Annotated in this window: 13 protein-coding genes; 6 read left to right on the forward strand and 7 right to left on the reverse strand. The window is 71.1% G+C overall.

Features of this window, described 5'->3' with window-relative positions; translation table 11 throughout:
- Nucleotides 1–251 precede the first annotated feature (251 nt).
- Nucleotides 252–947, forward strand: coding sequence for a hypothetical protein (locus ACWPOB_RS13975; protein ID WP_455401185.1), 696 nt, complete (start codon nt 252–254; stop codon nt 945–947).
- On the opposite strand, the gene ACWPOB_RS13980 is transcribed toward ACWPOB_RS13975, so the two are convergent.
- Nucleotides 892–3,408 carry a BTAD domain-containing putative transcriptional regulator gene (locus ACWPOB_RS13980; RefSeq protein WP_455401186.1) on the reverse strand — a complete coding sequence of 839 codons (2,517 nt, stop codon included), beginning with the start codon at nt 3,406–3,408 and terminating at the stop codon, nt 892–894. The genes ACWPOB_RS13975 and ACWPOB_RS13980 overlap by 56 nt on opposite strands.
- A 46-nt stretch (nt 3,409–3,454) precedes the next feature.
- Nucleotides 3,455–4,654, reverse strand: a complete 1,200-nt coding sequence (locus ACWPOB_RS13985) for an NADH:flavin oxidoreductase (protein ID WP_100058485.1) — start codon at nt 4,652–4,654, stop codon at nt 3,455–3,457.
- Between the two features lie 81 nt (nt 4,655–4,735).
- Here ACWPOB_RS13985 and ACWPOB_RS13990 point away from each other — a divergent pair, with 81 nt between their 5' ends.
- On the forward strand, nt 4,736–5,311 hold the full coding sequence (locus tag ACWPOB_RS13990) for a helix-turn-helix domain-containing protein (protein ID WP_455401187.1): 576 nt from the start codon (nt 4,736–4,738) through the stop codon (nt 5,309–5,311).
- A 12-nt stretch (nt 5,312–5,323) separates the two neighbouring features.
- Here the strand turns inward: ACWPOB_RS13990 and ACWPOB_RS13995 are convergent, their stop codons facing one another.
- The 5 genes from ACWPOB_RS13995 to ACWPOB_RS14015 all read right to left on the reverse strand — a co-directional run bounded on the left by ACWPOB_RS13995 (nt 5,324) and on the right by ACWPOB_RS14015 (nt 13,466).
- The gene (locus tag ACWPOB_RS13995; protein WP_455401188.1) at nt 5,324–6,022 is read right to left on the reverse strand and encodes a hypothetical protein; all 699 of its coding nucleotides are present in this window, start codon (nt 6,020–6,022) and stop codon (nt 5,324–5,326) included.
- 52 nt (nt 6,023–6,074) lie between these two features.
- Nucleotides 6,075–6,620 (reverse strand): RNA polymerase sigma factor SigM, encoded by a 546-nt coding sequence (sigM, locus tag ACWPOB_RS14000; protein ID WP_100058998.1) that lies wholly within the window; start codon nt 6,618–6,620, stop codon nt 6,075–6,077.
- An 83-nt stretch (nt 6,621–6,703) separates the two neighbouring features.
- Complete coding sequence (gene murJ, locus ACWPOB_RS14005; RefSeq protein WP_455401189.1) at nt 6,704–10,540, reverse strand: murein biosynthesis integral membrane protein MurJ; 3,837 nt, start codon at nt 10,538–10,540, stop codon at nt 6,704–6,706.
- A complete protein-coding gene (locus ACWPOB_RS14010) occupies nt 10,537–12,876 on the reverse strand; it encodes a glycoprotein (RefSeq protein ID WP_455401190.1) in 2,340 nt (779 codons plus the stop codon). The genes murJ and ACWPOB_RS14010 overlap by 4 nt, the downstream gene beginning before the upstream one ends.
- Nucleotides 12,873–13,466: an NUDIX hydrolase gene (locus ACWPOB_RS14015; protein ID WP_006934418.1), complete on the reverse strand. Its 594-nt coding sequence runs from the start codon at nt 13,464–13,466 to the stop codon at nt 12,873–12,875. The genes ACWPOB_RS14010 and ACWPOB_RS14015 overlap by 4 nt, the downstream gene beginning before the upstream one ends.
- Before the next feature lie 98 nt (nt 13,467–13,564).
- On the opposite strand from ACWPOB_RS14015, the gene ACWPOB_RS14020 reads away from it, so the two are divergent.
- The 4 genes from ACWPOB_RS14020 to ACWPOB_RS14035 all read left to right on the forward strand — a co-directional run bounded on the left by ACWPOB_RS14020 (nt 13,565) and on the right by ACWPOB_RS14035 (nt 22,162).
- On the forward strand, nt 13,565–15,019 hold the full coding sequence (locus tag ACWPOB_RS14020) for a CCA tRNA nucleotidyltransferase (protein ID WP_100056889.1): 1,455 nt from the start codon (nt 13,565–13,567) through the stop codon (nt 15,017–15,019).
- Nucleotides 15,020–15,168: 149 nt separating this feature from the next.
- A complete protein-coding gene (locus ACWPOB_RS14025) occupies nt 15,169–15,612 on the forward strand; it encodes a Fur family transcriptional regulator (RefSeq protein WP_455401191.1) in 444 nt (147 codons plus the stop codon).
- A 40-nt stretch (nt 15,613–15,652) separates the two neighbouring features.
- Nucleotides 15,653–17,839 carry a catalase/peroxidase HPI gene (gene katG, locus ACWPOB_RS14030; RefSeq protein ID WP_455401192.1) on the forward strand — a complete coding sequence of 729 codons (2,187 nt, stop codon included), beginning with the start codon at nt 15,653–15,655 and terminating at the stop codon, nt 17,837–17,839.
- Nucleotides 17,840–18,106: 267 nt separating this feature from the next.
- The gene (locus tag ACWPOB_RS14035; RefSeq protein WP_455401193.1) at nt 18,107–22,162 is read left to right on the forward strand and encodes a molybdopterin-dependent oxidoreductase; all 4,056 of its coding nucleotides are present in this window, start codon (nt 18,107–18,109) and stop codon (nt 22,160–22,162) included.
- Nucleotides 22,163–22,183: the final 21 nt, after the last annotated feature.

Below are 22,183 nucleotides of genomic sequence, written 5' to 3' on the forward strand. Positions count from 1 at the left end.
CGAGCCTTCCGGTGTCTGCTGGTGCTTCTGTCTGCTGGTACTTCGATACGGGACGGTCGAGCCTGGAGGCCCGTGACCGGGACGTCGGTGGTCCACAAGACGTCAGTGGTCCACAACATGGGTCAACAACAGGGTAAGGGGTGTTGTTCCTCGAGTGCCGTGCGTCACGCCACACGGAGGCGTACCCTGCCCCACCCGGACGGCAAGCGGACGGCAAGGGAACGGCAAGGGCGAATCGTCACGCTGACGGTATGACCGTAACTCCCGCACTGCTGTACCGCCTCGGCGCCGTGTCCGTCGTCGCCGCGTTCCCGTTGAACCTCGCCGGCGGCCTCCTGCATCCCGTCGTCGACGGCGCCGCGCATTCGGTGCCGGCGCTGTCCGCTCCGATCAATCCGCTCCCCCACGTCCTCCTGCTGTCGGGAACGCTGCTGCTGATGCTCGGTGTGCCCGCGCTGTACGCCTGGGTCTCCTCCGGAACCGGAATGCTCGGGCTCGTCGCCTACGTCACATCCTTCCTGTCCTCGGTGCTGGTGGCGTTCTCGCACCTGGTGATCGAAGCGTTCGTCTCCGTGCCGTTCTCGCGTGATCCGGCGACGGTGGGGGCGATCTCCGGGTCGGACACCCTCCTCGTCTACGAGCCCTATGTGATCCTGCAGACCGTCAGCGGACTCGTCTTCATGGGCAGCATGATCCTGTTCGGCATCGCGCTGATCCGTTCGCGCGCGGTACCGGTGTGGATCGGCGCCCTCATGGCGGCGGGCGGTGTCGTTCTCCTGCTGCCGATTCCGGCGATGCCGGGTGTGACCGGACTGGTCGTCGAAATTCCACGCGGTTGCGCGTTCGCGGCGATCGGGTTGTGCGTCCTGTCCGCGACACGACGGAGCGGGCTCAACGCCACGCCGCCCACGCCGGGTCGTGCAGTTGTGCCGACACCGTCGCGGTGAGTGCCGCGGCCGCATCGCGGAATCGGTGTGCCGAGTCCGCATCGCCGAGCAGCGCCGCGGTCTCGGCGAGGGCAGCGTCCACGGGGCCGGCGTGGAACGAGCCGGAATCCAGGCCGGCGATGCGGCCGCTGAACGGCAGCAACTGCGCATGGCAGTCCCGGGCCGTCGCCGTGTCCGCGAGCCGGGCCGCGGCACGGGCGCGCAGGCATGTCATGGCCAGCCAGTAGTAGTCGCGCCGGAACGGCCGCTGGGCGCGCCACAACTGCCGCGCCCGTTCGTGTTCTCCGCTGTCGAGCAGGGCGAGGACCAACGGGAACCGGACACTGTGCGGCCGTGCCGATTCGAGTGCGGACAACTCGGCGACGAGCGGAGCGAAGTCGTCGCGCGCTGTCGCCACACCGATGCGTCCGACGGTATCGATCCATCGGGCCGACGCGGTACCCTCCGCCTCGAGTTGTGCTGCGACGGTGTCGTATCCGCGCCGTGCGCCGTCCTCGTCGCCGGCGAGGAGGCGCACCAGCGCGCGGAACAGTTCGACCACGCCGAGCAACTGGGAGAGCTGCCGGCCGGCCGCGTACCGCACGGCGAGTTCGGCGTGGCGACGGGCCTCGTCGAGTTCGGTGTCTGCGGCGGCGGCGAGGAACCACTGGAAGTGTGCCTGCGCCTGATACGCGGCGTCCCCCGCGTCGCCGGCGACGGTGAGGAGTTCCGCGGCGATGTCACGCCGCTGCGCCACGAGGTCCGGGCCGTACGCGACGAATCCGAGGGCGTTGAGTGCACGGCAGCGCAGCCCGGCGTCGGCGGTGCCCCGCGCGAGGGCGTGCGCGCGGCGGGCCGCGGCGAGGGCGGCCACCGAGTCGGCGCCCTCGAGTTCGAAGACGGCGGCCGCGGACAGCACGGCGACGGTGGCCTCGGGCAGCGTGTGGATGCGGTGGTGCAGTACGTCGGCGATCCCGGCCGGCACGTCGTGATGGAGTGCCCGGACGCCCTGGTCGGCGATCAGCAGAGCAAATTCTCTGACGAACAACGGATTACGGTCGGTCCGGGCGACGAGCAACGCCATGTCCTCGGGCGGCAGGGCGACGACGCCACATTCGCGGACGAGGCGGGCGATGCCGTCGTCGGTCAGCGGGGCGAGGCGGATCTGCCGGCCGGGGCATGCGTTCGTCGCCGCACGGACGGCGGCGAGTTCGCTCCCCGCCTCGGTGGGCCGATAGGTGGCGACGGCGAGCAGCGGCCGGGTTCGCAGGGCGGCGAGGGTGAGGCGCAGCAGGTGCAGGGTCGGTTCGTCCGCGCGGTGCATGTCGTCGAAGACGAGCAGCAGCGGACGGTCGGCGGCGATGCGGCCGAGGTGCCGGGCGAGGGCGCGGGCGAACCCGAACGTGTCGAGGCCGGTGCCGGGCACGGCCAGCCGGGACGTCATCGTGGCCGTGCCGTCGGGGTCGGTGTGGGCGAGGGCGTCGAGGATCTCGATCCAGGGCCACCCCGGTGGCGCACCGTCCACCTCGGGGCAGTTGCCGCGGGCAACCTGCCAGCCGTCGCCCTCGAGGGCGACGGCGAGCAGCGTGGTCAGATGGGTCTTGCCCGCCCCGGGCTCCCCGGCCAGCCACGTCAGACGCGTCTCACCGCGGGCGGCGCGTCCGGCCTCGTCCAGCAGGACGCCGAGTTCGGCGGGGCGGACGTGGTCGGCGACCGGCGCTCGTTCCCGGGCAGGACCGGCCGTACCGGTGAGGATCTCGTGCTCGACGGCCTGCAGTGCCGGACCGGGGTCGAGGCCCAGTTCGGTGGCCAGGTACTGCCGCGAGCGGCGGATGACGGCGAGGGCGTCGGCCGGGCCGTCGGCGCGGTACCGGGCGCGCGCCAGGAGTGCGACGGCGCGTTCGCGGCCGGGGTCCGCCGCGACGATGTCGCTCAGCGACGCGATGAGCGGCGCGACGGGAGCACCGAGTTCGAGCGCGGTCTCGGCGTACTGTTCCACCGCCGTGCGGCGCAGTTCCCCGAGCCGGTCGGATTCGATTGCCGCCCAGGGGTATCGATCGATGTCGGACAGCGGTTCCCGCCACCGCTCGAGGGCCTGCCCGAGGTGCCGGAGCTGGTCGTGAGGTGCGGTGACGGCGCGGGTGACGGCGTCCTCGAAGGCCCACGCGTCCACCGCGGCGACAGGCAGGTTCAGCGCGTACCCGGCGGCACTGCGTGGCAGCGGGTCCCGGCCCGGACCGAGCACCCGGCGCAGGTGGGAGATGTGCGCCTGCAGCGCCGCCACCGGTTTGGCCGGCGGTGCCCCGCCCCACAGGTCCTCGACGAGCCGGTCGGCGGAGACCGGGTGCCCGCGTGCCGCCACCAGACGGGCGAGCAGCGCACGACGGACGGGCCCGCCGAGGGCGACGGGCTGCCCGTCGACGAGCGCGGCGACGGCGCCCAGCACCCGCACCTGCACGGGCGGGGTCGTCGCGTTCGTCACCGCCCACCGTCCATGGTGTTGCAGGATAGCTGCGTCCGGCGCACCGTCAGGCGCTGTGCTCCACGTCGCGCAGGGATTCGCGCACGACGCACCGGGTTCCGGTGTAGATGGTGGGCATGCACTTGTTGCAGTGGATGCACAGCCCTTCGCGCACGTGCTCGTCCCGGAACTTGTTGACGAGGTACGGGTCTCGCAGCAGCGCCCGGCCCATCGCGACGAACTCGAATCCCTCGTCGAGCGCGTTCTCGATGGTGTCGATCCGGTTGATGCCGCCGAGGAGGATGAGCGGGATGCGCAGCTCGGACCGGAACTGCCGAGCCATCGGGCGGAAGAACGCCTCCTCGAAGGGGTAGGTCGGGAAGAGCCGCGGCCCGTAGAACCGCAGTCCCAGCCCGACGAGCCTGGGCTGGGACGCGACGAACTCGGCCAGCGGGACGTCGCCGCGGAAGAAGTACATGCCGTTGAGCAGGGAGCTGCCGCCGGTGAGTTCCATCGCGTCGATGTGGCCGTCGGATTCGATCAGCCGCGCCATGGGCAGGCTCTCGTCGAGCCACAGGCCCTTCGGGACGCCGTCCGTCATGTTGAACTTGACGATGACGGCGACCGAGTCGCCGGCCGCCCTGCGGACCGCCTCGAGAACGCGCCGGGGAAATGCGGTTCGCTTCTCGAGACTGCCGCCGTAGCGGTCGCTGCGCTTGTTGAGATTCGGGCTGAGGAACGAGCTGAGCAGATAGTTGTGCCCCAGGTGCACCTCGAGCGCGTCGAATCCGGCCTCGACGGCGCAGCGGGTCGCGTTCTCGTAGTCGGTGACGACCTGATCGAGCTGCGCGAGACTCGCGCCCCGCACCAGGCCCATGGCGGGGGCGCTGATGCGGGTGGACGGGGCGAGGGTCTTCGTCCCGTTGGAGATCTGGTTGGCGACGAGTCCGGCGTGCCCGATCTGCGCCGAGGCGAGCGCGCCCTCCGCGTGCACGGCGTCGGTGAGCCGGCGCAGGCCCGGCACGGTGTCGCGGTCGAGGACGACGGTGTTGCGGTGTACGCGCCCGCCGGGTGCGACGGCGCAGTACGCGACGGTGGTCAGTGCGGTGCCGCCGCGGGCGACCTCGGCATGGAACTCGACGAGTTCGTCGGTGACACGACCGCCGGGCATGACGCCCTCGAACGTCGCGGCCTTGAGGATGCGGTTGCGCAGGGTGAGCGGTCCGAGTCGAACGGGTTCGAACACGGCGGGTCGCGACGAGGTCATGCCCCTACTTTCGATGCCAGTGGTTCTGTAACGTGTTGCAACTATAGTGCCGCGCCGTGCCGTGCACCACAATTACCGGTGATGACCGCATCCCACCGCTCCCCCACGCCCGCCGGCCGCCCCCGCGATCCGCGCATCGACGCCGAGGTCCTCGCCGTGACCCGCGCGATGCTGCTCGAGGTCGGCTGGGAACACCTGAGCCTGCGCGGCATCGCGGTCCGGGCCGGGGTGAGCCGGGCGGCCCTCACCCGGCGGTGGCCGTCGAAGGCGCACCTCGTGCTCGACTCGCTTCTCGGTTCCGCGCCGGACCTGACCCCGATGCACGGGACGGGCCGCCGCGGCTGGATCGAATGGGTCGTCAGGGGCAGCGCGGACCTGTTCGCCCGCCCCGACGTCCGCGCCGCCCTGCCCGGGCTCATCGCCGCACTCCGCGATCACGACGATCTGCGGAACACCCTGTGGCGCACCTTCAGCGGCCCGAGTACGGCACTGTTCTCCCACGGCGACGGCTCCTCCCCCGCCGACCTCGACGCACGTGCCGTGCTCGTCCTCGCCGCGGGTGCGGCGCTGTTCGCGAGCATCGTTGCGGCCGAGGACGACACGTCTGCCCTGCGGGAGCGGATCCTCGATCTGTTGCTACCCGCCGCGGACGGTTGAACTCCCTGCGGCTCAGCCGATCTGACGGATCACCAGAGTCGCCGGATCGGAAGCGCCGCATCCCGTGCCCACCACCAGTGCCGTCAACCGCGGCGACGCGGCATCACCCAGGACCAGCGCGACCGCCTCCCGGCCGTCGAACCGGATCGTGCGTGACCCCAGCAGTGGCCGGGATTCGTCGATGCCGTTGGCCTCGAGGCATTCTCGAAGCACTGCGTGATCCGACAGCGGGCCGGTGTCGGACGTGCCGATCATCGCGCGCCACGTTGCCGGGTCGAGCACGTCGGCACCGGGCGCAGCAGAAGCCGGCGCAGCAGCGGCGGGCGCGGCCATCGGCGCCGCGGCATCGGGGCGTCCCGCGCCGTGGGCGGTGACGGCGAATCCGATCGCCACCGCCGCCGCGGCCCCGGTCCCGGCCGCGGCGAGCAGCCACCGTCGCCGGCGGCGCGCGGCGGCATCGGCGGCCAGTGCCGCATCGATCCGGGCCGCCACTTCCGGCGGGATCGGCGGGCTCTCAACATCTTCGGCCGCACCGAGGGCCCGGAGCCGGCGGCCGACGGAGTCGAGCGCGGCGATCACCGCCATGGCGTCCGGATCCCGCCGCACCGCCGGCCACAATCCGGCGGCGAGGTCGTCGTCCAGGACCCCGGCGTGCAGGTCGGCGAGCAGGTCGGCAGAATACGGCGGCTGCGGCAGCTCGTCCTCGGTCATCCGCTGTCCTCCCCGCCTTCCGGTGCCCTCACCAGGATAAGACGGCCGCCGATCACGATCGGTTCCCCGTATCCCGCAGGTCACCGAGAAGCACCGCGAGCCGACGGCGCCCGCGCGCGCAGCGGCTCTTGATCGTGCCCTCGGGAACACCGAGCCGCCGGGCCGCCTCGCTCACCGGCCAGCCCTCCACGTCGACCGCGACGACCGCGGCGCGCTGCTCCGGTGGCAGGGTGAACAACGCCGCCTCGATGTCGAGCGCAATCTCCCGCTCCGCGATGCGATCCCGTTCGTCGCGGGCATCCGTGCCGTCGTCGTACAGCGGGACGGTCGGTCGCGCCTTGTTGCGCCGGATGCGGTCCAGGCACGCGTTCACCACGATGGTGTGCAGCCAGCTGCGGACCGCCGCGGTGTTCCGGAATTTCCCCGCCGTACGATGCGCCGACAGCAACGCCTCCTGCAGGGCGTCCGCGGCATCCTCGGGCGAATAGCTGGTGCGGCGCGCCACCTGCCACAGATGGTCGTAGTGCCGTTCGAGCAGTTGCGCGAACGCGCGTCGGTCCCCCGCCGCGTGCGCCGCCAGTAACTCGGCGTCGGACACGGCAATTCCTGCGATCCCCCCCAAAATTCGCACGCGCGGATGGTAGCCGATCGAGGTGGGCGACCGGAGGTGCGTGCGCCGGGCTACTCGGCGGCGGTGAACGTCACCTCGGCGATCGAGCTCTTGTTGCCGCCACCGGACGTGCTCAGTCCCGTGATCCACACCAGCACATCGGAGGTGCGGCCCTCGGCCTCGACGGGGATCTCCGTGACGCCGGACCGCAGCGTCGCCGAGCCGATCACCTGGGTCTGGTCCAGGGAGGCCTGGTCCGACGGTGCGCTGCGGATCTCGACCTTCGTGCCCGGGCTGTCCGACGTCACCGACACCGACGAGAGCGCGGCCGGCTCGGCGAGCGCCACCATCAGTCCCACACCGTTCTTCAGGGCGGGAAACGGCTGGAAGTAGGCGTCGGTGCTCCACTCCGTCGACGGATCACCGTCGATCGCCAACCGCGCCGTCGCCGGCGAATCCGGGGTGCCCTGCGGGGAGAACACCGACACCGCCGACACTGCCACCGGTCCCGCCGCTGCGGCCGGGGCCGGCGCCTGGGCGACCGGCTCCGACGGCGCCTCGGAGGTCGGGGTGAGGCCGAAGTCCTGGCTCGTGAGCGGCTCGTCGGAGCTGCCCCCGGCGAGCAGGTTCGCGATCCACCAGCCGATCAGGGCGAGGAGCACCACCGTGGTGATGCCGAGGCCGACGAGCGCGAACAGCATCCGCTCGGATCGCTTCTTCTCCTCGGCGAGAGCCTCCGGGTCCGCGAGGGCATGGTCGGTGGCGCCGGCACTGCGCTGGCCGAGCCGCAGCGCCGGGATCATGTCGGTCTTCTGGTCCACGACCGAGGCCTGGCCGAGGATGTGCTGCACGGTGGCCGCGGTCCGGATTCCGCCGTCGGCCGCGAGCGCACGCACCGCCACCGCGGAGATCTCGAACGGCACCTCCGGCCGCAGCGTGCGGGGCTCGACCGCGATGCCCTCGGCGGTCAGGTCCGCCGGGCGCATCCCGCCGATCGTGCCGCCGGTGTGCGCCGGGGGCTGCTCCCCGGGCGCGGCCTGCTCGGGCAGCGGCCAGCGTGCGGTGATCAGGCCGTAGAGGCTCGCGCCGAGGCCCCGGACGTCGGAGGTCACGTCCGCGTCGGCGAAGGTGGCGGGGAAGGCCAGCACCGCGTCGCCGGCGACACTGATGCGGATCCGGTCGGGGTGATCGATCGAGAGGGCGCCGCCGCTGCGGTGCGCGGCCTCCGCCGCGGCCGCGAGAGCCTGCACAGCGCGGGCCGCGCCGAGCGGGGACGGCTCGGTGCCGGACATCTCGCGCAGCGAACGACCGGGCGTCCACTCGGCGACGACGATGCCGCCCGAGCTGCCGCGGACCACGTCGAGCACGCGGGCGAGCCCCGGTGAGTTGATCCGGCCCAGCCGCAGGGTGCGCGACAGGATGGCCTGCGGACCGTCGGGACCGGTCACGTCCCCGGCGCGCTGCTCGGCGTCGACGAACGTCAGCGCCACCTCGCGGTCGAGCTTGACGTCCTGCGCCTGCCAGAAACGCAGACCGCGCGCGCCGCCGTGCGGGGCGAGCAGACGGTAGCGGCCACCGGCGACCGACGCGCCGGGGATCAGCTTCGGCCCGCGCATCGGGGTGCGCGGCGCGGACCCCGGCATACGCAGCGGAGGCAGCTGGGGCGAGCCGATCGGGATGACGCCGGTGTCGACGTGGGGATCGCGGCGGGGCCGGCCGGCACCGGAGCGGTTCTCGGCCGGGCTGCCGGCGGACTTCTGCGGCGAGGCGGAACGGCCGGGGATGCCGGCCTGCGGGGACTGCGTCGACGTGCCGTCGGCGTCCGTGGACACCGAACCCGGGTCCGTCGATGCGGACTCATCGACCGTGGACTTACCGGTAGCGTGGTCGTCGCTCACCCTCACTCCTTCTTGTTCGACTCGCCCGCCCCGGAGGTAACCGGGAGGCCGTCCGGCATCCGCGAACCGGCGCGATCCGTCCCGGGTGGTACGAACCTGCCGTCGACCAGGGTACGGGAGTTGCCGGTGTGCATCGATGTGGCTCGGCACGTCCCTGATCGCGGGAATCACCTCGGTGACCGCGTCATACGGGGCCACCCCGTAGTCGCCGTAGTCCAGACGCGGCAACACGATGGTCTTCTCGGCCTCCGATTCCTCGAAGCGGGCCGCCTCGAGTTCGGCGATCTCGTCGGCATCCGCCTCGGCGGCGGCCGGCTCGACGGGCGTGCGCCCGCGCAGCGCGTCGACCTTGCGCCGGACCGCCGCGGTGATCGCCAGGATCTCGGGCACCTTCAGCAACCACATCACCGTGAGGGTCACCAGCAGCATCACCGCGCCGGTGATCGCGACCCGCACCATCGAGCCGATGCCGCCGAACCGGTCGCTCAGCGCACCGAGCCGCAGCAGCCGATCGGTGAGCAGCATCGCCGCCGAACCTGCGGCCGAGGCGATCACCACGTGCCACACGGTCCGGCCCACGTTCGCCATCCGCAGGTCGCCGAGGGCGCGGTGCAGCAGGAATCCGCCGATGCACGCCCCGACCGTGAAGGCCAGGCCGGTCGCCACGCCCAGCAGCAGCACCACCTGGTCGTCGTTGCGGGCGACGACGGGCGCGATCGCGGACAGGCCGATCTTCACGGCGGTGATGCCGAGGATGATCCACGTGGGGGTCCACGCCTGCTCGCGTGCGTAGAACACGCGTAGATGGATGAGGACGAGGGCGTACGGGATCAGGGTGAACGCCGACCAGCTGACCGCCTGGCCCAGCCGTTCGGCGTTGCCTTCGCCGAAGCTGCCGTAGCCGTACAGGGCCGTGCCGATCTGCGGGCCGGCGACGGTGAAGAACACGACGATCGGGATCAGCGCGATCATCGTCAGCCGGGTCGCGACCGACAGGTCGTCCACCACCGCCGGGGTGTCCTCCTCGGCGGCGTTGCGGCTCAGCCGCGGCATGATCGCGGTGAGCACCGTGACGCCGAGGACGCCGTACGGCAGCTGCAGCAGCAGCCACGCGTTGTTGTAGATCGCCGGGCCGGCCGCGTCGGCGCTCGACGAGACGTGTGTCGCGAACACCATGCCGGCCTGGCTGATGAGCACATACAGCACGATGGCCGCGGCCATGCCGCCGAACTGGCGCAGCCGGTCGTCGAGCCCCCACAACGGCTTGAGGCTGATCCCCTCGCGGCGCAGCGCCGGCACCAGGGACATCGCCTGGGTCACCACACCGAGGGTGACGCCGCAGCCGAGCAGCAGCAGGTGCGGGTCGCTCATGCGCACCGGGTCGAGGGTGATCTCCCCGGGCAGCAGGAAGTACAGGACCAGGACCGTGATGACGACGATGTTGTTCAGCACCGGGGCCCACGCGCCCGGTTTGAACACCTGCCGCGTGTTCAGGATGGCGGTCAGCAGAGCCGACAGGCCGTAGAACAGGATCGCCGGCAGCAGCAGATACGTCAGCGCCGTGGTCAGCGTCGTCGACACCTTGCCCGTGTCGTCGAGGAAGAACCGGGTGACGAGGACCGGCGCCGCGGCGGTGGCCAGCAGGGCGGCGAGGCCGAGCACGGTGACGGAGACGGTGAACAGGCGCCGGACGAACGCTGTCCCGCCGTCCGGGTCCTCGCGTTCCGCGCGGACCAGCACCGGCACGACGATCGAGGTGAGGACGGCGCCGAGCACGAGCTCGGAGATCATGTTCGGGATCTGGGCGGCCACCGTGTAGGAGCTGGCGACGGCGGCGCCGAGCAGGGTCAGCAACAGCACCTGCTTGACGAAGCCGGTGATGCGGCTGATCAGGGTCGCGAAGGCGATCGAGCCGGTCGCGGCGAGCAGGCCGGGGTTCTTGCGCGGGGCCGGCTCCGCCGCCGCGGGGGCGGGCGGGGCGACGTCCTCACGGGTCGGGTTCCCGGTCATCGTTTCTCGTACCCTTCGTCGGCTGGATCGGGCTCGCCGCGGAAGCGGTGCAGGAGACGACGGCCCGCCAGGAACAGCAGCAGCGCCCCCGCACAGCCGGTGACGATCGCGAGAACCTGGCCGTACGCGTTGGACCGTACCGTCACGTTCGTCGGGGTGCCGAGCGGCAGCCCGGACTCCGTGGTCAGGGCGAACTCGACACCGATCTTCCGCGAGTCGCTGATCTGCGCCGGCACCGTGAGGGTGCGGCTGCCGCGCGGGGGCAGCTGGGTGGGCCCGATGTCGGTGATCTTCATCGCCGACGGCGCGTCCACGTGCAGCCGCACGGTGATGCCCACGGGCAGATCGTTGCGCGCGACCAACAGTAGGGGACTCTGTTCCGAGGTCAGCGTGTAGACGCCCCCCGGTGAGAGCACGGTCACTCCCGCGAACATCCCGTCGACGGCGTCGCGTACCTCTTCGCCGCGCTGCCCCGCGTCGCGCGCGGCGGCGTCGGGGTCGGGCCCGCGCCGGCCCGCCAGGCTCATCGCGCGCAGCAGGTCCTCGCGCAGCGGTGCGGTGAACTGCTGCGGTGTCAGCTGCGCCTGCGGATCCTCGACGAGCGCCTCCTGGAACGAGTCGAGCCGGGGTGCCTGCTCGCGGGCCGCGTCGATCACCTCGGCCGACGCACCGTCGACGATGGCCTGCTCCGGGTAGGACAGCGCGACGGTGGAGGCGTCCCCGGCGGCGGGTGCGAACAGGGTGTCGAACGGACGCGGGGTGGCCAGGCCGGAGCGGATCAGGGTGCCGACCATCGACAGGACCGCGGCGGCGTCGTCGCCGGACGCACTCCACGACTGCGGCGGCACGAACAGCGCGGAGCCCGGGGCCGCGGGCGCGCCGTCGCCGGTGGACACGGTCCGGGTGGCGTTCTCCGACGTGCGCAGCGCGGACCAGCTCAGGGCGCCCAGCGCGTCCTGCAGCCGGGCGCCCGGGGAATCCTCGGTGAGGTCGTAGCGGGCGTCCTCGGCGGTGAACGACGGCGTCTGGGGAGCGTCGCCCAGCGCGGCGAGCGCGGTGGCGGCGGCGCTGTCGAACAGGACCGTGGACAGGCCGTCCACCCCCCGCACGGGCATCGGACCCGTGCCCGCGTCCGAGTCCGCGGCGTCGACCGCCGTGTCGGCGAGCAGGGTCGTCACCGGGCCGTCGGCGGCGAGCAGCGCCCCCGCCTGCTCGGTGAGCACCCCGGCGTCGGGCCAGACCACGTCCTCCCGGGTCGTGGTGATCCCGAGGATCGTGTTCACGATCTCGGTCGGTGCGGCGAGCGCGGGTCCGGCGAGAGAGGCGTCGTCGAGTTCGGCGAGGGCGGCCACGTCGACCTGGGCGAAGGGCACCGCGACCGTGCACATCGAGGCGGCCAGGGTGCGCAGCCGTTCCAGCCACGCGCCGGCCGCGGCCGTCCCCTCCCCGTCGTGGGCGTCGCCCATCGGTTCGGCCGTGTCCTCGACCACCAGGTAGCCGCGGGTCATGTTGGCGACGGTGACGAGCAGATCGGGGTCGACGGCCAGGCACATCGCGTCGGCGACGCGGCGGTCCTCGGCGGTGGCCGCGCGCTCGGCAGCGTCGAGCAGTCCGTCGAGCCGGCCGCCGTCGGCGAGCGACGCCGCGAGGTCGTCGTCGACGAGACGGACCGGGTCCGTCGCCGATCCGGGCACCCCCGCCGCGAGGCGTGGGCGGTCCGCGAGCGGCCACAGCATCGTGACCCCCACGGGTGCGGACGTGTCCGGGGGCACGGGCCGGCTCTCGCTGTTCTCGCCCGCGGGCACCCCCAGCACGGGCAGCAGGAACCGGGCGTCGTCGAGCCGTGCCTGACCGCCGTACTCGGGAGCACCGTTGACGTTGACGAGCAGCGGATACACCCCGGGGGTGTCGATACCCAGCGAAGGGCTGTCGGCCGAGCGCAGTGCCAGCTCGAGGCGGAACTGCCGCTGCTCACCCCGCTCGAGGACGTCGGTGACCGATTCGAACGGCCCGGTGCGGTCGTAGGCGGTCTGATCCCAGGTCAGCGCCGTGCGCAGCTCCTCGGCGGAGCCGACCGCCGGGGCGCGCTGCAGCCGCACGGCGATGTCCTCGACATCGCGGTCCCCGACGTTCTCGAGCGTGCCGGTCACGGTCACCACCGGCTCGCTGCTGGTGGATATCGTCGTCGGCGTCACCGAGTCGATGCGCAGCTCGAGGAAGCGCGGGGCGTCGGACGCGTCGCTGCGCGGCTGGGCGACGGCCATACCCGCCGTCGTCAGGACGAGCGCGAGCACGGCGAGAACGGCCGCCGCGGCCCGGCGAGCTGCCGAGGTCATCCGAGACGGGCCTCCGGTCCGCCGGGTCCGAGCAGCATCGACGGATCCATCTCGGCGATCAGCTGGTCGGCGACGTCGGCGAGCCTGCGCTCGTCCGCGTACGCCAGGCGCGAGCGCAGCTCCGGTAGCGGCACCCAGGCCACCTCGGTGACCTCGACATCGGCGTCGGAGAGCTCGCCGTCCAGGTAACGCAGCAGGTAGTGGTGCACGGTCTTGTGGACGCGCCGGCCCTCGGTGACGAACCAGTAGTCGATGCTGCCGAGCGTGGCGAGGACGGTGCCGTGGATCCCGGTCTCCTCGTGGACCTCGCGCATCGCCGTCTGCTCGGCGGTCTCGCCCTTCTCGATGTGGCCTTTCGGCAGCGACCACAGCAGCCGGCCGCGCCGGTCGGTGCGGCCGATCAACGCCGCGCACAACTTGTCGGGGGGCCCGCCGAGGCCGTCGACCACCAGTCCCCCGGCCGATGTCTCGCGGACCGTGCGCAGGTGAGGCTTCGCCGCGTCGGAGGTGGCCCGGCCCCCGGACTTGGCGCCCGCGCCACGCCGCCGCGAGGTGCGGCGGTTGCGGTTGGCACGTTCTGCGGGCGACACCTCATCGATACTAGTTGGCGGGACGTGCCCGGCGGTTCAACCAGGCACGTCCGGATCGCGCGACTGCGCGTTCGGCCACCTCGGTAAGGTTCGAAGACGTGAACTCTCCCTCCACCGACACCGAGCGGCGCGCCCGACTGCTCGCCGGGGCCGACGCGACGCTGCGTGCGCTGTCGGACATCCTGGCCCCGCTCGGTGAGCGCTTCACCGCCGCCGGTCACGAGCTGTACCTGGTGGGAGGGAGCGTCCGCGACGCGGTGCTCGGTCGCCTCGGCACCGACCTGGACTTCACCACCGACGCGCGGCCCGAGCAGGTGCAGGCGCTGCTGCGCGGCTGGGTCGACCACCAGTGGGACACCGGCATCGACTTCGGCACGATCAGCGCGGTCAAGGGACCGGAGCAGATCGAGATCACCACGTTCCGCAGCGACGCGTACGACCGCGTCACCCGCCACCCGATCGTCGAGTACGGCACCAGCCTCGAGGACGACCTGATCCGCCGCGACTTCACCGTCAATGCCATGGCGGTGCGGATCGGCCCGACCGGCGCTGAGGACTTCGTCGACCCGCTCGGCGGGATGGACGCCCTGCTCGCCGGGGTCATCGACACCCCCGCGATGCCGAGCGAGTCGTTCCACGACGACCCGCTGCGGATGCTGCGCGCGGCGCGGTTCGTCTCCCAGCTCGGGTTCGGGCTGGCGGAGCGGGTGCACGACGCGATCGTGGCCATGGGAGACGAGATCCTGCGGATCAGCGCCGAGCGGGTGCAGGCCGAGCTCGACAAGCTGATCCTCGGTGCCTACCCGATCGAGGGCGTCGACATCATGGTCGAGACCGGCCTCGCCGAGCGGGTGATCCCGGAGATCCCGGCGATGAAGCTCGAGATCGACGAGCACCATCAGCACAAGGATGTGTACTGGCATTCGCTGACCGTGCTCAGGCAGGCCATCGACCTCGAGGACGGGAATCCGGATCTCGTGCTGCGCTGGGCGGCCCTGTTGCACGACATCGGCAAGCCCGCCACGAAGCACAACGAGCCGGGCGGCGGCGTCAGCTTCCACCACCACGAGGTCGTCGGGGCCAAGCTCGTCCGCAAGCGGATGCGGGCCCTGAAGTACTCCAAGCAGATGGTCGACGACGTCAGCCAGCTCGTGTTCCTGCACCTGCGGTTCCACGGCTACGGCAAGGGCCAGTGGACGGACTCGGCGGTCCGGCGCTACGTGCACGACGCCGGTGACCTGCTGCCCCGGCTGCACAAGCTGGTCCGGGCGGACTGCACCACCCGCAACAAGCGCCGGGCCGCGGCGCTGCAGGCCACCTACGACGATCTCGAGACGCGCATCGAGCGGATCGCCGAGCAGGAGGACCTGGCGAAGGTGCGGCCCGACCTCGACGGCAACGCCATCATGGAGCTGCTCGGCCTGAAACCCGGCCCGCAGGTCGGGCAGGCCTGGAAGTTCCTCAAGGAGCTGCGGCTCGACCGGGGTCCCCTCGACCGCGACGAGGCCGAGGCCGAGCTGGTGAAGTGGTGGGCGCAGCAGCCGAAGCCCTAGCGGCCGGGTAGCCGGACCGGTGCGGGTCCGCGCGACCGCCGCCCTCGCCACCGAACACACGCGGCCACCGAACACACGCCCGAGTTCTGATCACGCTGCGGTTACCCAAAGTCGTGACTCATTCCAGAAAAGTGCGTCATAGTATCCACGTGCCCTCGACGCGGGATTACGTGGAGCAGTTGCGTACGGCGGAGCTGCGCGTGACCCGGCCCCGGATCGCAGTGCTGGAGGCGGTGCACGAGCATCCGCACGCCGACACGGAGACGATCTTCGGAGCCGTGCGCACCGTTCTGCCCGACGTGTCCCGGCAGACCGTGTACGACGTGCTGCATGCCCTGACCGATGCGGGTCTGGTGCGGCGGATCCAGCCGTCCGGTTCCGTCGCCCGCTACGAGTCGCGTGTCGGGGACAACCACCACCACCTCGTCTGCCGGTCCTGTGGGGCCATCGCCGACGTCGACTGTGCCGTCGGCGAGGCGCCCTGCCTGACCGCGTCCGACCAGAGCGGCTTCCTCGTCGACGAGGCCGAGGTCATCTACTGGGGCAGGTGCCCCGACTGCTCGGCAGCACACGCTTCGCGATCACATCCGTGATCACCGTCCGATTCACCGAAACCCGGAAGGAAGGGCCGACGTGTCCAACAGTGAAAGCGAAAATCCGGTAATCCCGTCCCCCGAGCCGAAGCCGCATCGGCCCAGGACCAACCGGGACTGGTGGCCGAACCAGCTGGACCTGCAGGTTCTCCACCAGCACTCGCCCCTCTCCAATCCGATGGGCCCGGACTACAACTACGCCGAAGAGTTCGCGACCCTCGACGTCGAAGCCCTGAAACAGGACATCTTCGAGTTGATGACGACGTCGCAGGAGTGGTGGCCGGCCGACTACGGCCATTACGGGCCGCTCTTCATCCGGATGAGCTGGCATGCCGCGGGCACGTACCGCATCGCCGACGGCCGGGGCGGTGGCGGCAAGGGCGCCCAGCGTTTCGCCCCCCTCAACAGCTGGCCCGACAACGCGAGCCTCGACAAGGCGCGGCGGTTGCTCTGGCCGATCAAGCAGAAGTACGGCCGGAAGCTCTCGTGGGCGGACCTGCTGATCTTCGCCGGAAACTGCGCCTACGAATCGATGGGGTTCAAGACGTTCGGCTTCGGCTTCGGGCGCGAGGACATCTGGGAGCCCGACGAGGTGTTCTGGGGACCCGAGGACACGTGGCTCGGGGACGAGCGTTACGGCGGGGAGAGGGAACTCTCCGGCCCGCTCGGCGCCGTGCAGATGGGCTTGATCTACGTGAATCCGGAAGGGCCCAACGGTAACCCGGATCCGATCGCCGCGGCCCGGGACATCCGGGAGACGTTCGGCCGGATGGCGATGAACGACGTCGAGACTGCGGCGCTCATCGCCGGTGGTCACAGCATCGGCAAGACCCACGGCGCCGCCACGGCCGACCACGTCGGTCCCGAGCCGGAGGCCGCTCCCATCGAACAGCAGGGTCTCGGCTGGAAGAACTCCTTCGGCACCGGCGTGGGCGGGGACGCGATCACCAGCGGTCTCGAGGGCGCCTGGACGCCTACCCCCCGGCAGTGGGACAACAGCTTCCTGGAAACCCTGTACGGCTACGAGTGGGAGAAGACCAAGAGCCCCGCCGGTGCGTGGCAGTGGATCCCGAAGGACGGGGCCGGAGCCGACGCCGTCCCCGACGCCCACGACCCGTCGAAGCGGCATTCGCCGGTGATGCTGACTACGGACCTCTCGTTGCGACTCGACCCGATCTACGGGCCGATCACCCGGCGCTGGCTGGACAACCCGCGGGAGTTCGAGGAGGAGTTCGCGAAGGCCTGGTACAAGCTGCTGCATCGCGACATGGGACCCGTCTCGCGCTTCCTCGGACCGTGGGTCCCCGAGCCGCAGCTGTGGCAGGACCCGGTTCCCGCGGTCGATCACGAACTGATCGGAGCGGACGACATCGCCGCCCTCGGGAGCAAGATCCTCGAATCGGGGCTGTCCATCCCCCAGCTGGTCTCCACCGCGTGGGCGTCGGCGGCGAGCTTCCGCGGCACCGACAAGCGCGGCGGGGCCAACGGGGCACGCATCCGTCTCGAGCCGCAGAAGAACTGGGAGATCAACGAACCGGACCGAGTGGCCGACGTGCTGCAGACCCTCGAACGGATCCAGCAGGACTTCAACAGCGCGCAGTCTGCGAAGAAGGTCTCGCTCGCAGACCTGATCGTCCTGGCCGGATGCGCCGCCGTCGAGCAGGCGGCGAAGAACGCCGGCGTCGAGATCACGGTCCCGTTCGCGCCGGGCCGCACCGATGCCTCGCAGGAGCAGACCGAGGTGGAGTCGTTCGCCGTGCTCGAACCCGCGGCCGACGGGTTCCGCAACTACCTGCGGGCCGGCGAGAAGCTGCCGCCGGAGCGGCTGATGCTGGAGCGGGCGAACCTGTTGACGTTGACCGCTCCGGAGATGACGGTTCTCGTCGGCGGGATGCGGGCCCTGAACACCAACTTCGGGCAATCCGCCCACGGCGTGTTCACCGATCGGCCCGAGGCACTGACCAACGACTTCTTCGTGAACCTGCTCGACATGCGCACGGAGTGGAAGGTGTCCGAGTCGACCGAGAACGTGTACGAGGGCCGCGATCGTGTCACGGGCGAGGTCAAGTGGACGGCCACGGCCGTCGACCTCGTCTTCGGTTCGAACTCGCAGCTGCGCGGTATCGCCGAGGTCTACGGCAGCGCCGACGCGCAGCAGAAGTTCGTGCAGGACTTCGTCTCTGCGTGGAACAAGGTGATGAACCTCGACCGCTTCGACCTCGCCTGAGCACCGCCCGATGATCGGCCCCCCGGGGCCGATCATCCACACCCTCGTGCGGCATCCCGCCGGCTGACACAGCCCGCGGGATGCCGCGCGCCGTTCCGGCGCTCGGGGGCCGCCGATCGGCCGTTCGGGCCCTCTCACCGCCCCGGGCGGCGAATCGTGAGCCAGATGTCACCGGGGACTCACCACGGTTAATGCCCACGAAACACGATGTCGGGAGCATGAGACCTGGCCGGAGGAACGTGGCCGACCCAGGTGAGGAGCGGTTCGATGCAGGGCGAGATCACGAAGGTCAAGACCGCCTGCTCATACTGCGGCGTGGGCTGCGGCATGGTGCTGGAGGTCGGCCTCGACCCCGCCACCGGCGCCCGCCGGGTGCTCGACGCGTACGGCGACAAGGAGCACCCCACCAACTTCGGGCGCCTGTGCACGAAGGGGGCGACCAGTGCCGAGATGCTGGCCGCCGGCGGACGGATGGAGACCGCGTACCGTCGCGCCGAACGCGGCGGCGCGCCGGTGCCCGTGGAGGTCGACGCCGCGATCGCCGAGACCGCCCGCCGGTTGCGGGAGGTGCTCGACGAGCACGGACCCGACGCCCTGTCCTTCTACGTCTCCGGCCAGATGTCCCTCGAAGCCCAGTACCTGATCACCAAGCTCGCGAAGGGGTTCGTCGGCACCAACAACGTCGAATCCAACTCGCGGTTGTGCATGGCCAGCGCCGGCACCGGCTACAAGCAGTCGCTCGGCGCGGACGGCCCGCCCGGCTCCTACCAGGACTTCGACCACGCGGACCTGTTCTTCGTCAGCGGCGCGAACATGGCCGACTGCCACCCCATCCTCTTCCTCAGGATGATGAACCGGGTCAAGGCCGGCGCGAAGCTCGTCGTCGTCGACCCCCGGCGCACGGCCACCGCCGAGAAGGCGGACCTGTTCCTGCAGATCGCGCCGGGGACCGACCTGGCGCTGCTGAACGGCCTGTTGCACCTGATCGTCGAGAACGGGCACGTCGACCGGGCGTTCGTGGCGGAATTCACCGAGGGCTGGGACGCCATGCCCGGGTTCCTCGCCGACTACACCCCCGCACGCGTCGCGGAGATCACCGGACTGGACGAAGAGGACATCCGCACGGCCGCGCGGTGGATCGGCGAGGCCGGTGACTGGATGTCGTGCTGGACCATGGGCTTGAACCAGAGCACCCACGGCACCTGGAACACCAACGCGATCTGCAACCTGCATCTGGCCACCGGCGCGATCTGCCGCACCGGCAGCGGCCCGTTCTCGCTCACCGGCCAGCCCAACGCCATGGGCGGCCGCGAGATGGGCTACATGGGGCCCGGCCTGCCGGGGCAGCGCTCCGTCCTCGTCGACGCCGAGCGGGCCTTCGTCGAACAGCAGTGGGGGCTGCCGCCCGGCGCGATCCCCACCACGGTCGGCAAGGGCACCGTCGACATGTTCGAGCAGATGGCCGCGGGCGTCATCCGGGCCTGCTGGATCATCTGCACCAATCCGGTTGCCTCCGTGGCCAATCGGCGCACCGTCGTCGAAGCTCTCGAGAAGGCCGATTTCGTCGTCGCGCAGGACGTCTTTCTCGGGACCGAAACCACCGCGTACGCAGACGTCCTGCTGCCGGGAGCGCTGTGGGCGGAGTCGGAGGCGGTGATGGTCAACTCCGAGCGCAACCTGACGCTGCTGCAGCAGGCGATCGACCCCGTCGGACAGGCCCTGCCGGACTGGCAGATCATCGCGCGCGTCGCCTGCGCAATGGGCTACGCCGAGGCGTTCACCTACTCCTGCCCCGAGGAGATCTTCGAGGAGATCACGCGCTTCTGGAACCCGAAGACCGGATACGACCTGCGCGGAATCACGTACGACCGGTTGCGCGAGACCCCCGTGCAATGGCCGTGCCCGCCGGACGCCGGGACCGACCGGAACCCGATCCGCTATCTCAACGACGGTGTGAGCCAGACCCTGCTGCGGTCGGAGGACGGCACCGCCCCCCGGCTGCGGTTCGCCACCGCCACCGGCAGGGCCGCGTTCCACCCCCGACCACACATGCTGCCGGCCGAGATGCCCGACGACGACTTCCCCGTCGTGCTCGGCACCGGCCGCGTCCAGCACCAGTGGCACACGCTTACCAAGACGGGGAAGGTCGCCAAGCTCAACAAGCTGAACCCCGGACCCTTCGTCGAGATCAATCCCGGCGATGCGCAACGACTCTCGATCGCGGACGGTGACCAGGTGGAGGTCGCGTCCCGCCGGGGCCGGGCGGTGCTGCCGGCCGTGGTCACCGACCGGGTACGGCCGGGATGCTGCTTCGCCCCGTTCCACTGGAACGACATGTTCGGGGAGTACCTGTCGGTCAACGCGGTCACCAACGACGCCGTCGATCCCGCGTCGCTGCAGCCGGAGTTCAAGGTGTGCGCGGTGTCGCTGACCAAGGTGGCAACGCCCGCCCGGCCCGAACCGTCGGGTGCTCCGGCCGACCGGCTCGCCTCGACGCTCGGACTGGGGGACGTCGCGCCGCCCGTGCTCGATGATCTCGAAAAGCGTTATCTGACTGGATTTCTCACGGGATTCCGGGAGTCCGGACAGGTGGGTGTGCCGGTGCTCCCGGCGTCCGCTCCCCTTCCGGCTGCCACCCGGGCATGGGTGGACGGGCTGCTCGCGGGGCACTTCGCGCACGCCGTACCGGACCGCGACGAGGCCGACGGTGTGCCGCCGGTGGTGGTGGCGTGGGCGTCGCAGACCGGCAACGCCGAGGAGTTCGCCCGGATGTGCGCCGACCGGCTCCGCGCCGCGGGCCGGCCCGCCGCCCTGGTCGGGATGGACGACTACGACGTGTCCGCGCTGACCGGGGTCCGCGACCTGCTCGTCATCACCAGCACCTTCGGCGACGGCGACGCCCCGGACAACGGCACCGCCTTCTGGAACGCCCTCAACAGTGACGACACGCCCCGCCTTCCCGACACCCGCTACGCCGTGCTGGCGTTCGGGGACTCGAGCTACGACGACTTCTGCGGTCACGGCCGCCGCATCGACGAGCGGCTCGCCGAACTCGGGGCCACCCGGCTCACGCAACGGGTGGACTGTGAGCCCGACTACGACGAACCGGCCGGTGAATGGCTCGCCGTCGTCGAGCAACTCGTGCGTCCCGACGGTGCCACACCGGCCGCGCCCGCCCCGGGACCCCCGGCGAAGTCCGAACCCGCCTACAGCCGGAAGGTACCGCTCGTCACCCGGCTGACCCGGAACGTCCCGCTCAGTGGACCGGGGTCGTCGAAGGACGTGCGCCAGTTCGGATTCGAGCTGTACGACCCGGACTTCGTGTACGAGGCGGGAGACGCGCTCGGCGTGATGCCCACCAACGGGCCCGAGACGGTCGACGAATGGCTGCAGGTCACCGCGCTCGACCCGGAAACACCCGTGGAATTCGCCGATCTGCCGACCATTCCCCTGCGCGAGGCCGCCACCCGGCACCTCGAGATCGCTCGGGTGACCCCGGAGCTGCTGCGGTTCGTCCACGAGCAGACCCAGAGCGCGGAGCTGGCCAAGCTGCTGCGACCGGGTAACAAGATCGAGCTGCAGCAGTGGTTGTGGGGCAAACAGGCGATGGACGTGATCTCGGCGTATCCGTTCAAGGCGCCGATCGAGGAGTGGGTGCCCGTGCTCAAGCGGCTGCAGCCCCGCATGTACTCGATCTCCTCGAGCCCGCGGACCAACCCCCGCGAGGTGCAGCTGACCGTCTCGGTGGTGCGTTACAGCTACGAGGGCATCGGCCGGGCCGGGGTGTGCTCGAGCTTCCTCGCCGACCACAGTCACGGCGTCGACATCCCCATCTTCGTCCAGCGCAGCACCCACTTCCGGCCGCCCCGGACGCCGGACACCCCGATGATCATGGTCGGTCCCGGCACCGGCATCGCGCCGTTCCGCGCCTTCCTGCACGATCGTCGCGAGATGGGCCACACCGGCCGGAACTGGCTGTTCTTCGGCGATCAGCGGTCGTCCACCGACTACCTGTACCGGGACGAGATCGAGGCGATGCACGCCGACGGCTTCCTCACCCGGCTCGACCTGGCCTTCTCCCGCGACCAGCGGCAGAAGGTCTACGTGCAGGACCGGATGCGCGAGCACGGGGCGCAGCTGTGGAAGTGGTTGCAGGACGGTGCCCACTTCTACGTGTGCGGCGACGCGAGCCGGATGGCGAAGGACGTCGACGAGACACTGCGCGAGGTGGTGCAGGTGCACGGCAGGCTCGACGAGGAGGACGCCGAAACGTACGTCAAGCAGCTCGCAGCCGAGAAGCGCTACGTGCGCGACGTGTACTGATCCGCAAAATCGTTTCGCCAC

Source organism: Rhodococcus sp. 2H158, from assembly GCF_053764755.1.

Coding starts and splice junctions, on each gene's coding strand:
- ACWPOB_RS13985 (WP_100058485.1), bottom strand. CDS start 4,654: ATGACCTCGTCGCGACCCGCCGTGTTCGAACCCGTTCGACTCGGACCG.
- ACWPOB_RS14010 (WP_455401190.1), bottom strand. CDS start 12,876: ATGACCTCGGCAGCTCGCCGGGCCGCGGCGGCCGTTCTCGCCGTGCTC.
- ACWPOB_RS13990 (WP_455401187.1), top strand. CDS start 4,736: ATGACCGCATCCCACCGCTCCCCCACGCCCGCCGGCCGCCCCCGCGAT.
- ACWPOB_RS13995 (WP_455401188.1), bottom strand. CDS start 6,022: ATGACCGAGGACGAGCTGCCGCAGCCGCCGTATTCTGCCGACCTGCTC.
- ACWPOB_RS14035 (WP_455401193.1), top strand. CDS start 18,107: ATGCAGGGCGAGATCACGAAGGTCAAGACCGCCTGCTCATACTGCGGC.
- murJ (WP_455401189.1), bottom strand. CDS start 10,540: ATGACCGGGAACCCGACCCGTGAGGACGTCGCCCCGCCCGCCCCCGCG.
- ACWPOB_RS13975 (WP_455401185.1), top strand. CDS start 252: ATGACCGTAACTCCCGCACTGCTGTACCGCCTCGGCGCCGTGTCCGTC.